The sequence below is a fragment of the Halomonas sp. KM007 genome, assembly GCF_050709225.1.
GTDB classification, from domain to species: Bacteria; Pseudomonadota; Gammaproteobacteria; order Pseudomonadales; family Halomonadaceae; genus Vreelandella; species Vreelandella hamiltonii.
Genome location: NZ_CP136131.1, coordinates 402,572 through 418,479 on the forward strand (window position 1 = coordinate 402,572; position 15,908 = coordinate 418,479).

General features: G+C 62.4%; 13 protein-coding genes. 2 read left to right on the plus strand and 11 right to left on the minus strand.

Annotated features, from left to right (window positions below):
- Window positions 1-29: 29 nt before the first annotated feature.
- Window positions 30-578 carry a YceD family protein gene (locus RVM27_RS01960; RefSeq protein ID WP_039177300.1) on the minus strand — a complete coding sequence of 183 codons (549 nt, stop codon included), beginning with the start codon at window positions 576-578 and terminating at the stop codon, window positions 30-32.
- A gap of 174 nt (window positions 579-752) precedes the next feature.
- Between RVM27_RS01960 and RVM27_RS01965 the strand changes: the two genes are divergently transcribed.
- Window positions 753-1,355 carry a Maf family protein gene (locus RVM27_RS01965; RefSeq protein WP_498957235.1) on the plus strand — a complete coding sequence of 201 codons (603 nt, stop codon included), beginning with the start codon at window positions 753-755 and terminating at the stop codon, window positions 1,353-1,355.
- A 21-nt stretch (window positions 1,356-1,376) separates the two neighbouring features.
- On the opposite strand, the gene sppA is transcribed toward RVM27_RS01965, so the two are convergent.
- The 3 genes from sppA to RVM27_RS01980 all read right to left on the minus strand — a co-directional run bounded on the left by sppA (window position 1,377) and on the right by RVM27_RS01980 (window position 4,232).
- On the minus strand, window positions 1,377-2,492 hold the full coding sequence (gene sppA, locus RVM27_RS01970) for a S49 family peptidase (protein WP_498957236.1): 1,116 nt from the start codon (window positions 2,490-2,492) through the stop codon (window positions 1,377-1,379).
- Window positions 2,493-2,619: 127 nt separating this feature from the next.
- Entirely contained in the window at window positions 2,620-3,270 is a 651-nt protein-coding gene (locus tag RVM27_RS01975; protein ID WP_498957237.1) for an HAD family hydrolase, read from the minus strand.
- A gap of 11 nt (window positions 3,271-3,281) precedes the next feature.
- On the minus strand, window positions 3,282-4,232 hold the full coding sequence (locus RVM27_RS01980; protein WP_039177310.1) for an RluA family pseudouridine synthase: 951 nt from the start codon (window positions 4,230-4,232) through the stop codon (window positions 3,282-3,284).
- A 699-nt stretch (window positions 4,233-4,931) separates the two neighbouring features.
- Between RVM27_RS01980 and rne the strand changes: the two genes are divergently transcribed.
- On the plus strand, window positions 4,932-8,264 hold the full coding sequence (gene rne, locus RVM27_RS01985; protein WP_498957238.1) for a ribonuclease E domain-containing protein: 3,333 nt from the start codon (window positions 4,932-4,934) through the stop codon (window positions 8,262-8,264).
- A gap of 47 nt (window positions 8,265-8,311) precedes the next feature.
- On the opposite strand, the gene murB is transcribed toward rne, so the two are convergent.
- The 7 genes from murB to RVM27_RS02020 are packed head-to-tail and all read right to left on the minus strand — an operon-like array spanning window position 8,312 to window position 15,887.
- Complete coding sequence (murB, locus tag RVM27_RS01990; protein ID WP_287805782.1) at window positions 8,312-9,313, minus strand: UDP-N-acetylmuramate dehydrogenase; 1,002 nt, start codon at window positions 9,311-9,313, stop codon at window positions 8,312-8,314.
- 25 nt (window positions 9,314-9,338) lie between these two features.
- Window positions 9,339-9,806, minus strand: a complete 468-nt coding sequence (locus tag RVM27_RS01995; RefSeq protein ID WP_287805738.1) for a low molecular weight protein-tyrosine-phosphatase — start codon at window positions 9,804-9,806, stop codon at window positions 9,339-9,341.
- Window positions 9,803-10,585, minus strand: coding sequence for a 3-deoxy-manno-octulosonate cytidylyltransferase (kdsB, locus tag RVM27_RS02000; RefSeq protein ID WP_287805741.1), 783 nt, complete (start codon window positions 10,583-10,585; stop codon window positions 9,803-9,805). The genes RVM27_RS01995 and kdsB overlap by 4 nt, the downstream gene beginning before the upstream one ends.
- A complete protein-coding gene (locus tag RVM27_RS02005; protein ID WP_026001654.1) occupies window positions 10,585-10,794 on the minus strand; it encodes a Trm112 family protein in 210 nt (69 codons plus the stop codon). Before RVM27_RS02005 ends, kdsB begins: the two co-directional genes overlap by 1 nt.
- Window positions 10,787-11,803, minus strand: coding sequence for a tetraacyldisaccharide 4'-kinase (gene lpxK / locus RVM27_RS02010; RefSeq protein ID WP_287805745.1), 1,017 nt, complete (start codon window positions 11,801-11,803; stop codon window positions 10,787-10,789). Before lpxK ends, RVM27_RS02005 begins: the two co-directional genes overlap by 8 nt.
- The gene (gene msbA / locus RVM27_RS02015; protein ID WP_287805748.1) at window positions 11,800-13,536 is read right to left on the minus strand and encodes a lipid A export permease/ATP-binding protein MsbA; all 1,737 of its coding nucleotides are present in this window, start codon (window positions 13,534-13,536) and stop codon (window positions 11,800-11,802) included. The genes lpxK and msbA overlap by 4 nt, the downstream gene beginning before the upstream one ends.
- Window positions 13,537-13,592: 56 nt before the next feature.
- The gene (locus tag RVM27_RS02020; RefSeq protein WP_287805751.1) at window positions 13,593-15,887 is read right to left on the minus strand and encodes a DNA internalization-related competence protein ComEC/Rec2; all 2,295 of its coding nucleotides are present in this window, start codon (window positions 15,885-15,887) and stop codon (window positions 13,593-13,595) included.
- Window positions 15,888-15,908 lie beyond the last annotated feature (21 nt).

Here is a 15,908-nt window from a genome sequence, read left to right on the forward strand (position 1 = left end):
TACTCCAAGGTATGTAGGGTAAGTGATGCTTACTTTTTGCCTTTCAAAGCGCCACTGCTTTTCAAAGCATTGAGCACCGCGAAAGGGTTTTTGGCAGGAGCGGACTCGTCCGCTGCGCCTTCGGTCTTGCTGACCAGCTGCTCCGCCGAGACATGGCATTCGGTCTCATCGTGATAGACCACCTGCGGCAAGCTGAGGATCAACTCATCCTCGATTACCGTCAGCAAGTCCAGCTGTTCGTTTTCCACCAGCACAGGCTCATGACTGGCAGGCAGCTCGGCAGCCAACGCTTCGTCTGAAATCATTCCCAGAAGGAATTCACTCGACACGTCTTGGCTCAGCGGCACCAGACAACGACGACAAGGCAGCGCCAAGGTCGCTTTCAGGGAACCACGAATTTCGCGACGACCTTGGGCATCGACACCAAACTCAAGAGTGACGTGGCAGTCACCCGTTTGGTCACCGGCTTCTTCAGCCAGACGAGGCAGCTTGTTCAACGCTACCAGGCCTTCGAGTCGTTCGCGGCGGGCTGCAAGCTTATAAGGCTCAACCCGGCTGGGGAGTTGTGAGGTCAACATAGGCGCGCAATGATAGGCACTCGCCCCGCCGGTGTCAAAGCCAGCGGCATATTTCTTGACAGTTTCTGTTCGCAGACAGCCTCTGCAGGCATGCGCCAAGGCTTTTCGCTACACTGTCCGCGATGCGTTTTTTCTTTTCGATCACCCAAATCTTGCCCTTCACAGGAGAGTATCGTGCCCCTCGCCCCCAATGCCACGCTGGTACTGGCCTCCAGCTCACGCTCGCGACAAGCCCTGCTCGACCGATTACAGCTACCCTATCAGTGCCAATCGCCGGATATCGATGAGACACCGCTGCCCCATGAAACACCAGAAGCCCTGGTGCATCGACTATCGCTGAGCAAGGCACACGCCGTCGCCGAATCGTTTCCGGCACACTGCATCATCGGGTCGGATCAAATTGCGCTGTTCGAAGGCGACATGCTGGGCAAGCCTCATACCGCCGAGCGCGCCTGCGCCAACCTGAAACGCTTTTCAGGCCAGCGCGTCAGCTTCCTGACAGGCCTGGCACTACTGGATACCCGCCAGCAGCGCCACCTGGTGCATATCGAGACGTTCGATGTCGTGTTTCGCCACCTGCGCGATGCCGAAATCGAACGCTATGTCGCCCTGGAGCAACCGCTGGACAGTGCGGGCAGCTTTCGCATGGAAGGACTCGGCATCACGCTGTTCGAGCGCCTGGAAGGACGCGACCCCAATGCGCTCATCGGCCTGCCGTTGATCGCTCTTTGCGACATGCTGCGCCAGGCAGGCCTGGACCCGCTCGGTGCAGCATAGTCACGATCTGGAGGCTTACCACTAGGGGGCCTGGAAGCGCAGCGGCGAGCGGGCGCTTTCCACCCCCAGCACTTCCGCTGCCGCCTGGGTGAAACGACGCGTCAGGCGCTCGAAGGGGTCCAGCCGAGGCGTGTAATTCTCCCACTCGGCTTCTCCGATACGCGCTCGCGCCACTTGCTCGAGACTGGCCAGCTCATCCACCAGCCCCAGCGCCAGCGCCTGCTCACCGCTCCATACCAGCCCGGAAAAAATCTCAGGATCGCCACTCAATCGCTCGCCTCTCCCGGCCCGGACGTCTGCCATGAACTGCTCATGGGTCTGCGCCAGCACCGTTTGCCAGAACTGAACCACCTCCTCATCGAGCGGCTGGAACGGATCAAGAAACGCCTTGTTCTCACCAGCGGTCATGACACGCCGCTCCACGCCCAGCCGACCGATCGCCTCCTGGAAACCAAAGCCTGCGTAGATGACGCCTATGGAACCCACCAGGCTGGCGGGAGAGGCAATGATCTCATCCGCCGCCGACGCGATATAGTAGGCACCGCTGGCCCCCACGTCTTCGATGACCGCCAGGATGGGTTTGTCTCCCAGGTCACGCAGCCGCATGATTTCCGCATGGATGCGCTGGGATTGCACCGGGCTCCCGCCGGGGCTGTCGATATGCAGCACGACTGCCGCCGCGCTCTCGCTCTCCCAGGCACGATTCAAGCCGCGAATGATGCGTTCGGCATTGGCGGGCGCATCACTGGCAATGACGCCCTGCACCTCGACCAACGCCAGATGCTGCTGCTCCGGCACGCTTGAGGCCGGCTCTGCGACGAACACGCGGTAAAGCGTCGTGGTGATCGACACCAGCACCAGCATCAATACGACGAAACGGAAAAACAGCTTCCACCGCCGCGCCCGACGCTGCTCGGTCAAGACGCCACCAATCCAGCGGTCCATCATTTCCAGCTGGGCCAGACGCTGACGTTCGCGCAGCGTTTCGGCATCGTCGCTCGGCTCACCTGCGGCCGATGCTTTCGACGCGGTCGCGTCGACTTGCGGCCCCTGCGTCCAAGGATCCTGCTCGCTGACCGACGGCTCTTCGCGGGAGGGGCTGCCTTGCTCTCTATCGCGGGACTGATCGTCGCTCATACTATTTCCCTCATGATTTTGATTTCCCCTCATGCTGTCTGTTTCCCTGATCCAGGATTAAAAGTGGCCAGGTACAAGTGGCTATACAGAGTAGCCATATAGAACTCAGCCCCGCTATCACCCAGCGTCAGCCATGCAACCATTCAAACAGCGTGGGAATGTCATCCGTCATCCAGACAGGCTGGCACGCCGCCAGCCGCTCGGGAGAGTGCACCCCATAGGTCACACCGACCCGATCCATGCCGATGGCGCGTGCCATTTCCAGGTCGTATTCGGTATCCCCCACCATCACCGCACGCTCTACCGGCGTATTAAGCTCGGCGAGCAGCTCCAGCAGCATCTGCGGATGGGGTTTGGAGCGGGTTTCGTCTGCGGTACGACTGGCATCGAACCACTGGCCGCTATCGGTTTCTCGAAAGACACGATCCAGGCCGCGACGACTCTTGCCCGTGGCCACGGCCAGCCGCTGCCGGGGACGCTGGCGCAGCCTGGCCAACTGCTCCTCGACACCGTTGAAAAAAGGCATGGGCGTCGTGTCGCCACTCACAAAGTGATGCGAGTAGCGCTGGCGCAAGCACTCTGCCTGCTCCGGAGAGATGCCCGGACACAGCGTTGCAATGGCTTCAGGCAGGCCAAGACCAATGATGTTTTCGATGGCGCTGTCTTCCAGGGGCGGCCAGCGTACATCCGCCGCAGCGGCATGCATGCACGACACGATCTTGGGCACCGAATTCATCAGCGTCCCATCCCAGTCGAAGATGATCAGCTCGTAACGCATCAGGCTCCCCCCTACTTGCTCGGCTGACGCGCACGTGCCAGCGTCTCTTCCAGCGCTTCAGGCAGTGGCGCCTTGACCGTCACCGGACGACCGTTACCAGGCTCGGGAAAGGTCAATGAGCGCGCATGCAGGAACAAGCGCCCCAAACCCAGCTGCCTGGAGAGCAGTTCGCTTTCACGCGTCGCGTATTTGTCATCGCCCAGCAAAGCGTGCCCCGCGTGAGCAGCGTGCACACGAATCTGATGGGTACGCCCAGTCACCGGCTCGGCCTCGATGAGCGTCACTTTCTCGAAGGTTTCCACAACGGAAAAGTGAGTACGCGACACCTTGCCGTTGGGATCCACCCGTACACGGCGCTCGCCATTTCCAGCATCGAAACGGTCCAGCCGAGCACTTTCATAGGTCTTTCTGGCAGGCCAGCGCCCTGCCACCAACGCCAGGTAGCGCTTGTCCATACCGTGCTTCTTGAGCGCCTCGTTGAGGGTCACCAGCGCCTCACGCGACTTGGCCAACAGCAGGCATCCTGAGGTGTCACGATCCAGACGATGGACCAGCTCGAGAAAGCTCAAGTCGTCACGCACCTGACGCAATGCCTCGATCAGACCGATCTTGACGCCACTCCCACCATGCACCGCCAAGCCAGAAGGCTTGTTCAACACCATCCAGTCCGGCCCTTCCATGATGACACTACCCACCAACACGTCGCGCAGGTTATCGCTGACCTCCTTGACCGCCTCCTTGGGTGCCAGGCGCAGAGGTGGTACGCGGACGAGGTCTCCCCCCTGCAGGCGATAGTCCACTTTCACGCGTTTCTTGTTCACTCGAACTTCACCCTTGCGCACGATACGGTAGATCAGCGCCCGTGGAGCGCCCTTCAATCGAGTCATGAGAAAATTGTCGATTCGTTGACCCGCCTGCTCCGGGGCGATTTCCACCCACTGTACTTCACGCCCTTCGGACATTACCGTGCACTCCTAGTGTCATCCACGCCACATGATGGCCAGTGACCTTGATTGAAAAGCGGCATTCTAGCGTAGACCTTACCCCATTGCGTCAATTGCTGGCGCTTCTCTTTACTGTTATATTCCAAGACGCTCATCGGCCAACGTGACTTGCTGATCTGAAACGCAATAAGCCGCCTTGCATGGCAAATTGTCGTCTAGCGAATTGTCCGTCACGTCAGCCTAGGCACCTGCCCGACCAACATGCAGGTCAGAGCAACGGAGCCTTCGGCAGTGTACGCATTGCCTGCTTCCTACGTAATGAAATGCAGCAACTCTGTCGCCTGACCGCGGCAGAGGGAAAAGAATATCGCCAGCCACGACTGGCAAAAAAACGTTACGCCCCTACCAGGCAGTTACCTTATTCGTCACAAGGCGCTGTCATGCCGGGGCGCAAAGATCAACGCTGTGCCGACAGCCGGCGTTGACGAATCGATGAATGCCAGGTGTAGGCGGTGTCAGCAGAGCCGGATGGACGTGACAGCCACCGAAACACGTTCTGCCTCCGCCACGTACTCAACGCCCTATTTGGCCGGGTCGGCTACGATGCCTTCCCGGCTTGATGCGTCAGCATAGCCATGCGCCGAGCACAAGCACGCAGCACACAGCGGTTCGTCGACGACTCCTCGTTTGACGGCACGACATGCTACGTGAGACCACATGAAACGGATGCTTATTAATGCGACCCAGCCCGAAGAGCTGCGGGTCGCCCTGGTAGACGGACAGCGCCTTTACGATCTGGATATCGAGTCCGGCGCACGCGAACAGAAGAAAGCCAACATCTACCGGGGCAAAATCACCCGGGTAGAGCCCTCCCTCGAAGCCGCCTTCGTCGACTTTGGCGCCGAGCGCCACGGCTTTCTGCCGCTGAAAGAGATCTCTCGCGAATACTTCATCAAGGATGTTTCGGGCCGCCCCAACATCAAGGAAGTATTGAAAGAGGGCCAGGAAGTCATCGTCCAGGTAGACAAGGAAGAGCGTGGCAACAAGGGCGCTGCCCTGACCACCTTCATCAGCCTGGCCGGACGCTTTTTGGTACTGATGCCCAACAACCCTCGTGCCGGTGGCATATCGCGCCGTATCGAAGGCGATGACCGCAGCCAGCTCAAGGATGCCATGGGCCAGCTGACGGTACCCGACAAGATGGGCCTGATCGTGCGTACCGCCGGCATTGGCCGCAGCTCCGAGGAGCTGCAGTGGGACCTGGACTACCTGGTACAGGTGTGGGAATCGATCACCACCGAGTCCGCCAAGCGCCCTGCGCCTTTTTTGATCTACCGCGAATCCAATGTCATCATCCGCGCCATGCGCGACTACCTGCGCCAGGACATTGGCGAGGTGTTGATCGACAGCCCCGACATCCACGCCGAGGCGCTGGCGTTCATCCGCCAGGTGATGCCTTCCTACCAGCAAAAGATCAAGCTGTATGCCGATGAAGTGCCGCTGTTCTCGCGCTTCCAGATCGAATCTCAAATCGAAACGGCCTACCAGCGGGAAGTGAAGCTGCCCTCCGGCGGCTCCATCGTCATCGATCACACCGAAGCGCTGGTCTCCATCGACATCAACTCGGCCCGCGCCACCCGCGGCAGCGATATCGAAGAGACCGCCCTGCAGACCAACACCGAAGCCGCCGACGAGATTGCTCGCCAGCTCCGCCTGCGCGACATCGGTGGGCTAGTGGTCATCGATTTCATCGACATGGGCCCTGCCCGCAACCAGCGTGAAGTCGAAAACCGCATGCGTGATGCGCTCAAGCTGGATCGCGCCCGCGTACAGATCGGCCGCATTTCGCGCTTCGGCCTGATGGAAATGTCGCGCCAACGTCTGCGCCCCTCGCTGGGTGAAACCAGCGGCGTGGTCTGCCCGCGCTGTAACGGCCAGGGCACCATCCGCGATGTGCGCTCGCTGTCGCTCTCTATCATGCGCCTGATCGAAGAAGAGGCCATGAAAGAGCGCAGCGCCCAGATCCGCGCCATCCTGCCCGTGCCGGTCGCCACTTATCTGCTCAACGAAAAGCGCAGCGTGCTGGCGGATATCGAGTCACGCCAGGGCGTACGCGTGGTCATTCTGCCCAGCCCGGACATGGACACCCCGCACTACGACGTTCAGCGCCTGCGCGATGACCACCTGGACGAAGACGACAGCCACACCCTGTCGAGCTTCGAGCTTTCCACGGACACCGAGATTGGCAAAGAGCCGCCTCCCAGCTTCGCGGCTCCGGCTCAGCGGGCAGAAGCCGCGGTCAAGAGCATCGCTCACAACGCTCCGGCCCCCGAGTCGCTGCAAACCGAAGAAGCGCCCGCCAAACCAGCCGCAGCCGTGGCGCCCGTGGAACAGCCCAGCGTACTGGGCCGCTTCATTCGCGGTTTTGCCAAACTGCTGGGTGGCGATGAGACCAGCACGACGGCCTCCCAGGAAGCCAGCTCGACGAACCGCAAGCCCGAGCAGCCGGCAGCCCCAAGCCGCCCGCCGCGCAATGAGCGTCGCCAGAAGCCTGCGCAAGAGCGCCAGTCTCAGGAGCGCCAGCCCCAGGAGCGTTCAGCACCCGAGCGTCAGGAAAACAGCGCCTCACGCGACCAGCGCAACGAGACCGCCAAGGCACCTGCTGCCCGCAACGACGACGCCAACGACAAGCGCAGCGGCCCTAGCCGCACACGCAACCGTCGCCGTCATCCGCAGCAGGAAGATGGCCGGGCTCAGGAAAGCACGCCCCGCAACCCGCGTCAGAAAGAGACTGCCAAGGAGTCGTCGCAGAACGATGCTGCCAGCAGCGCACCGCAGCCGGAACAGCGTCGCGAGAAACCCCGCGACAACAAACCCAAGCACGACGATAGCCGCTCGGAGGCCGTTCAGCAGGACGAGCCGCAAAAGGATGACGGCAAACCGAAGCGCACGCGCAACAACCCGCGCCAGCGTTCACGCAAGCAGGCACTGAGCCCACAGGCTGAAGCCGAGCAGTTGAAGCTCCAGGCAGAAGCCCAGCAGGCACCCGAGGAAGCCCCTGCCCCAGCGGCGGCAGACGCTGAAACGCCTGCAAAGAAAGCCGCGTCAGCGTCAGAAACGGCGACTCAAGCAACCGCTGCCCAAGAGACAGCCACGCAAGAGCCCGCGGCTCAATCGCCAGGCGAAGCGGCAGAAGCGCACACTGACACACGTCAGGAGGCCACCGAAGAGGCCGCGGCAGAGGACACCACGGCCACCGCTCGCGCCAGCAATGCCGACAAAGCACGCAAGTCAACGCGCCAGCGCCGTCAACCTGCCATTCGCGACGAAGCGGCCAAGGAAGCCAACGCGTCTGGAAACGACAACGGCACCCCCGCCGCATCCGCCATGGAGCCTCAGACACCGGCGGCCACCCATGAGCAGCCCGCTGCGGCCACAGAAGAGCCGAAAGCGCCACGCGAGGAACAACCAACCTCGGCGACGGCTCAAGAGCCTCCAGCGGCGGTAGAGAAAGAGCCCTCAGCGGCGTTCGCAGAAAAGCCCTCAGCGGTTTCTGAAGACAAGCCCTCAACGACCGTGGCAGAAGCACCTTCTGCCGATGAGGGCCAATCTTCCGCCACTACTGAAGAGCCTTCAGCGGTAGTAGAGAAAGAGCCTTCGGCGGTGGTTGAAGAGAAATCTTCGGCGGTGGTTGAAGAAAAAGTCTCAGCAGCCGTTGAGGAAGAGCCTTCAAAAGCGTCTTCCGCAGTAGCAGCAGAAGACACCTCAGCAGCCACTGAAGCGCAATCTTCCGTCACCACTGAGGAAAAGCCCGCCACGGCCGAGGAGCAAGCGCCCACGGAAGCGACTCAGGAGCGTTCGACGCCTGCTGCACAAAACGCAGCAGCAGAGAAAGCCCCCGAAGCCTCTCAAGCAGCGGCCGACGCCAACACCAGTGGCGAGCCTGCCGCTGACGAAGAGGCCTCCAAGCCACGTCGTCGCCGCCGCCGGGCTCATAATGACCCGCGTGAACAGCGCAAGCAGCAGGCCCAGCAAAACTCCCCCGAGTAATGCTGACAGCCGTAAAAAAACCCCGCTTCGGCGGGGTTTTTTATGCGCTAGCGTGAAGAGATCACTCGTGGCTCCGCTTCCAGCCTGACGCCAAAACGTTCAGCGACCGCATCTGCAACGACATCCGCAAACGCCAGCAGCTCTGCACGGTTACCGCCACCAAAGTGCACCAGCACCAGCGCCTGGTGCTGGTGCACGCCAAACGCCCCCTGGCGGTGCCCTTTCAGGCCACACTGATCGATCAGCCATCCGGCCGCCAGTTTCACCTGCCCATCGGGCTGGGGAAAATGCGGCATACCAGGATAGTCGTTCAATAGCCGCTGGGCATGGTCACTGCTCACGAGCGGGTTCTTGAAGAAGCTGCCGGCATTGGCCAGCACGGCGGGGTCCGGCAGTTTCTGCTGGCGAATGGCGCAGACCGCACGCGCCACCTCCAGCGGGTCAGGCGCGGCAGACACCCGTGCGGCCAGGTCGCCATACCCCAATTGAGGATTGGGCGTTTCCGAGAGCCGCAAGACGAGCTGCGTAATGACCACCTTGCCTGCCAACTCACGTTTGAAGAGACTGTCTCGATAACCAAACTGACACGCCTCGGCATCCAGCCAGCGCACTTCCCCAGTGGCCAGTTCGACCACCTGCACCGCCGCCAGCACGTCGGCCAGTTCGACACCATAGGCACCTATGTTCTGCACCGGAGCGGCCCCACAGTCACCGGGGATCAGCGCCAGATTCTCACAGCCCCACAGGCCACGCGCCGCCAGCGCCATCACCAGTGCGTGCCAATTCACTCCCGCCCCTACGTAGGCCAACACCTCCCGGCCACGCCGCTCCAACCACCACTGCTGGAGCGAAGGACGAATGACCACTCCTGACAACTGGCTCGGCAACAGGACGTTACTGCCCCCCCCGAGCAACGTCATCGGCCTCCGCTGCTGCCGTGCCTGATGCAACACGTCCTGCAACGCCGCCAGCGTGGTCGGCGCCGCGTACTGTTCGGCCACACAGGGCAAGCGCAGCGTATTGGCCTGGGTCAGATCCCAGGATGCCATCAGGACGTCAGGACGGGAGACAGCGCTAGCGTTCACGCTGCAACTCATCGAGCAGACCCTGCGATGCACGCTCGATCAAGTCCAGCACTTGCTCGAACCCGTCGTCGCCACCGTAATAGGGGTCAGGCACATCGCTCTGCGGCAGCCCGGCGTAATCGAGCAGCAGCCCTACTTGGGCCTGACTATTGGCCGGTTGCAGAGCACGCATGGCGGCGAGGTTTTCGCGATCCATGCCCAGCACGTAGTCGAACTCGTGGAAGTCACTGACTTTCAATTGGCGAGCGCGAAGATGGCCAATCTCGATACCTCGTTGACGCGCCGCCGCCTGGGAGCGGGGGTCTGGGGCTTTCCCCACGTGCCAGTCACCTACTCCGCAGGAGTCGATGGTGACGCGGCCATCCAGCCCTGCTCGCACCACGGCCTGCTGAAAAACGCCTTCCGCCGTGGGCGAGCGGCAAATATTGCCTAAACAGACGAACAGCACGCGCTTCATGAACGATCCTCCGATGAGGTCAACAAGGCGCGTACCCGTGTCAGGTCCTCAGGGGTATCGACCCCCGCCGGGTTCGCCGCCGCGGCCAGCGCCACCTGAATGGCATGACCGTGCTGCAATACACGCAGCTGCTCGAGCTGTTCCAACTGCTCCAGGCTGGACGCCGTCAGATCACGGTAGGTGGCCAGAAAGCTGGCACGATAAGCGTAGATGCCAATATGGCGCAGCCAGGCATCGGTGGTGAGCAAATCGGGCTGAGTCTTGAACTGCTCTCTGTCCCAAGGGATCGGCGCTCGGGAAAAATAGAGCGCGCGCCCTTGCAGTGAACGCACCACCTTGACCACATTGGGGTTGAATAGCGTATCCACATCGCCGATGGGCTCGGCCAAAGTGGCCATGGCCGCCTCAGGATCGTCTGCCAGCCGCTGGGCTACCTGGTCGATCAACACGGGAGGAATCAATGGCTCATCACCCTGCACGTTGACGACCAGCGTGTCACCCGCCAGTGAGAGCTGTTCGGCCACTTCGGCCAGCCGGTCCGTGCCGGAGGGATGGTCGGCCCGAGTCATGACCACTTCCGCGCCGTAGGCCTGCATGGCGTCACGGATACGCTCGTCGTCAGTGGCCACGATGACTCGCTGCGCCTGGCTCTCGCAGGCACGGCGCCATACGTGGGCCACCATGGGCTCACCGGCGATATCCAGAAGCGGCTTGCCAGGCAGCCGTGAAGAGCCGAACCGTGCCGGGACGACCGCGATGAATTGCGCCGCAGAGCCCATCACACCTCCCCGGTACGGCCAGGTGAAGTGGCCAGTTTCTCATCGGCGTCCATCTGCCGCGCTTCTTCAGGCAGCATCACCGGAATCCCGTCTCGGATGGGATAGGCCAGACCATCATAGTGGCAGCACAGCTCCTGTGCGTCGCGCTGATACTTCAGCTTGCCGTTGCAGAGCGGGCAAACCAGCATTGCCAACAGTTCCTTATCCATCGGTGCTTCCCCTTTGTGTCAGTTCTGCCAGCCTGGAAGCCAGCCAATCTTCAAACTCTTCTGGAAGCCGTGCTTCCACCTCCAGCACCCAGCTGTCCGCCGGGGCCAGCTCACGGCATTTGACCGCATCCTTGGCCGTCATGACCACCGGCCCGAAGGCCATGGGCTTGAAGGTTCGCTCATCGAAAGCGTGATGATCCGCCAAGGGGTGCTGTTCCCCATGGACCCCCAGCGTTTCGAGGGTCTTGAAAAAGCGCTGCGGGTTGCCGATCCCCGCCAGCGCATGTGCTGGCAGCGTAAAGGGCAAGGGAGCCAGCGGGTAGTGCTGGCCACTGGCCAGCTTGCGCCAGCCTTGAGGTACCAGTTGCATGGCCACCGAAGGCACCGGCAAGGGAGCCGTCAGCGTGCCATTGACGATCACCGCATCCACTTGTTGCAAGCGAGCAACGCCTTCGCGCAGCGGTCCTGCAGGCAGGCAGCGCTGGTTGCCCAGCCCACGGCTGCCATCGACCACCACCAGTTCAATATCGCGCCCCAGTGCCAGGTGTTGCAAGCCGTCATCGCTGATCACGACATCGCAGCCCATCTCGACCAGCGCTCGGGCGCCCCGAACCCGCTGCGGGTCTGCGATGACGGGCAGTCCGGTCTGCTGAACCAGCATGAGCGGTTCGTCACCGCTATGCGCGGGGTCCGTGGTGGGCGTGACGTGAAGCGGATAATGGGGTGCGGTGCCGCCATACCCCCGGGTCACGATGCCTGGCGAGTAGCCCTGCGCGACCAGCCAGCGCCCCAACCAGGCCACCAGCGGTGACTTGCCGGTGCCGCCCAGGGTGATATTGCCCACCACGATCACCGGCACCTCCGCCCGCCAGACGGGCTTACGCCCCCGTCGGTATTCACGCGCTCGACGACGCATAAGATAACGGTATAAATTGCCTAACGGAAACAGCGGCGCCAGCCACGGGCTTCCGCCGTAGGCGGCGTCGAGCCAGCGCTTCGCCAGGCTCACTCGTGCTCCTGAAACTGAAGCTGGTGCAGGGCCGCATAAGCACCTGACTTTTCCAGCAGCGCCTGATGGGTGCCCTGCTCCACGATACGCCCCTGGTCCATGACCAGAATGCGGTCGGCACGCTCGATGGTCGACAGGCGGTGGGCGATCACCAGCGTGGTGCGCCCCTCACAGACCCGCTCCAGGGCTTTCTGGATATAGCGTTCGGATTCGGTATCCAGCGCCGACGTAGCCTCGTCCAGAATCAGAATCGGCGCATCCTTGAAGATGGCTCGGGCAATCGCCAACCGCTGGCGCTGCCCGCCCGAGAGCATGACCCCATTTTCGCCTACCACGGTGAGATAGCCTTCCGGCAGTTTCTCGATGAACTCACTGGCGTAGGCGGCTTCTGCGGCAGCTTTCACGGCGGCCATGTCCGGATTTTCCACGCCATACGCGATATTGTCGGCGATGGTGGCATTGAACAGGGTGACCTGCTGGGAAACCAGCGCTATCTGCTGCCGCAGCGGCCCCAGCGCGTAGCGGTCGGCATCGATGCCATCGATCAGGATCTGGCCTTCGGTGGGTCGATAGAAGCGCGGCAACAGGCTCACCAGGGTAGACTTGCCGCTTCCCGAGCGCCCTACGATAGCGACCAATTCGCCGGGAGCGACGCGCAGCTGAATATCGTGCAGCACGTTGGGCTGGTCGTCGGCGTAGCGGAAGCTGACATGGTCGATGACCACCTCGCCAGCCAAACGGCTCGGCACCACGTCGCCCTCATCGCGCTCCGGGGTCAGGTCCATGAGACCGAACAGCTCGGCAGCAGCAGCAATGCCCTTCTGAATCTCACTGTTCACTTCAGTGAGCTGACGTACCGGCTTGATCATCAGCGCAGCGGCAGTAATGAAGGCAACGAACTCACCGGGCGTCATGTTGGCCATCAGACGAGGGGCCATGGCCAGCCATACCAGCAGGGCCATGGAAATGGCCACCAGCATCAGAATCACCGGCGAGCTGACCGCTCGGGTCATGGCTTCTTTCATGCTTTGCCGACGATTCTCTTCGCTGACACGTTCGAAGCGCTGCTTTTCATAGGCTTCGGCACCATGGGTGCGCACCACGCGATACCCCGAGAGAGCTTCCGAAGCCACGTGCGTCACATCGCCCATGGAGTGCTGAATGCGCTTGGAGATGCGTCGAAAGCGCTTGCTGACGTAACTCACCACACCGGCAATCAACGGCGTCACGCCCATGAACAGCAGAGTGAGCATCCAGTTGGTCCAGAACAGGTAGCCAATCAGGCCCACCACGAAGAGTCCTTCACGGAGAATGATGGTCACCGCGTTGGTCGCTGCCCCGGCAACCTGCTCGACATGGTAGGTCACCCGGGACACCAGATGCCCGCTGGAGTGGTGATCGAAGAAGCGCCCCGGCAGATGCAGCATGTGATCGAATACGTTACAGCGCAGCGTATGAATCATATAGCGCCCTACGTAGGCCATGAAGTAAGTACTGAGGAAAGTGCCCAACCCTCGGGCTGCGAACATCAGCACGACGAACAAGGGCAGGAAAAGCCGAAACGCGGCATCGGGATTCTGAATGCCATCGATGAGGCGCTTCATCATCTCGGCCAGCGCAGTGCTGGACGCGGCGTAAATCAGAAACCCGACCACGGCCAGCGAAAAAGCACGCCAGTGTGGCTTCACATAACTCAACAAGCGTTTATAGAGTACCCAACCTGAATCAGTCACACGCGCTCCCGGCAGTAGTGTGCAGTGGGGGCGATTCTACCCTATGGTGGCCCGCTTCAACACCGCTTCTGGCCACCGGGGACACGCCGCTGGGTATCTATCTGCACGGGCACCCCCGGTTCCAGGCGGATACGCACCGCGCCATCATGGGCGGTACTCCACAGGCAGCTGTGCTGGCGGCGGAAGCGCCGTACCACCTCATCGGCCGGGTGCTGGAAGGCATTATCACGTCCGGCACTGAAGATGGCATGCCGAGGCATCGCTTCACGGACGAACTGCACACCGGAGCTGGTGTGACTGCCGTGATGGCCCGCCACCAGCACCGTGGCGTCACCGGCCAACAAGGGCAGCAAGTGGCGTTCCACCTGACGCCCCACATCACCGGTGATCAGCAGCCGATGCTCTCCCACCAGGACTTCCAGCACGCAGGAGCGGTCATTGGAAGAGAGCTGCTGATGTCCTGCCGGGGGCCAGAGGAAACGATAGATGATCCCCTCCTGCTGCCACTGCTGGCCCTGCTCACAGGGCGTGCTGGCAACGATCAGCGGCTCGTCCAGCGGAGCACGCCAGCCCGCCACCTGATGTTCGTCCCGCAACGCTTCGACGCCGCCTGCGTGGTCGGTATCGGCATGGCTGACCACCACCAGGTCGAAGGCCTGACCAGGCGGCCAGAGCGTTTGCAAGGGCATGAAACCGCTGCGAAAACGCGGCCCCGTATCGTAAAGCATCCGATAACCGGCGCTGCGCAGCTCGACCAGCTGGCCCTGCCCCACATCGTGCACGGTGACGACCAGCCGACGCTCTTCGACGCGTTCACTTGGCCACCAGGGAGCGCTCAGCGCCAATAGCGTAACCAGTATACGCACCCCGCTGGGCGTGGCGGGCAATCCCCAGCCAAGCGCCAGCAGCAGCCAGGCCAGTGCCAACGGGTAAACGTGCTCGTGCGGTGGCTGCCACAGCGGTGCCAGGGCCAGCGAGGCCTCCAGTAGATAATGGAACAGCGCCAGCGCCTGTGCGAACACCCACCAGGCTGCCAGCCCAATGCCCGGCAGCGGCGCGAGCAGCCACCCCAGCAGCGCCGAAGGCACCATGATCGAGCTGACCCAAGGTACGGCCAACAGATTGACCAGCGGAGCCGCGGGCGCCACTCGGCCAAATGCCAACAGCACCGCCGCCGCCATCAGCGGGGCCAGCAACAGCTGGGAACGCAGCAGCGCCCAGCACCAGCCTTTGATACCCCGAGGGCGAGGGCGCCCCTGCCAGATCACGATCAGCCAGCCCACCGCCACGAACGACAGCCACAAGCCGGGCCGCCATAGAGAGAGCGGGTCGGCCACCACGATAACGGCGAGGGCCAGCCACCAGGCCTGCCAGGGGCCTGGCGCATGGCGCCCGCTCAACACCCATAGCCCCAGCAGGGTCATGATCATGGCGCGCATGGCAGGAGGTGCCAGCCCTGCCAGCAGTGCATAGCCCACGGCAGCCGCCCCCGCCACCCACCAGGGCCAGACGCGCAGGCGCCAGTCACCGGGAGTCATCAGCCGTGCTGCCAAGCGGGCCAACAGCAGCGCAAAGGACGCCACCAGGCCAACGTGCAAACCGGAAATCACCACCAGGTGCGTGGTGCCGGTGGCATTCAACAGCGCCCAGTCCTGCTGCGTCAGCTGGTCGCTATCGCCCAGCGTCAGCGCGGCCAGCCAGCGCTGGGTACGCGCCTCTGGCGCAGTACTCTCCAGGTAGTCCACCGCCTGCTGACGTAGTTGGAAAGGCGCCTCCGACAAACGTTCGGGCGCAGGGTCGTTGCGTACATAGCCAGTGGCATGAATACCTTCACGCCACAGCCACTGGGCATAGTCAAAGCTGTTGGGGTTGGCAAAGCCTCTGGGTGGGCGTAGCCGAACGGTCAGCTGCCAGCGCTCGCCAACGGCGTAAACCGCACTGGACTGGGTGGCAGACGAGGGAAAAGCCGAGTAGGCGCTGACCCGCACTTGCTTCAGCCGATCACAGGGCAGCAGGGACTCCGGCGAGCGGCACGCTTCTACCGCCAGCCTCAAACGTTGGCTGCCGCCGTCCTCTCTTTGCACGTGGAGCACGCGGGCCTCCAGCGTCAGGTCCTGGCCGCTCAAGCCGTCGGGCAGTCGCTTGCCCCACTCCAGCTGAAGGGTCAGCACCATCAGTGCCACCAGCGCCAGCCATATCCACCAGCGTGGGCGCATCGTCGCCACGATCACGGCAGCCACCATCAGCAGTGCCAGCGCCAGGTTGGCGTCCCGCTCGGCCCCCAGCCAACCTGCCAGCGCACCGCCCAACAGCGCAGCCAAGGCCGCTGGCACCGCACTCCCTCGCCCCATTCCACCTCCCTGGCCGAAACC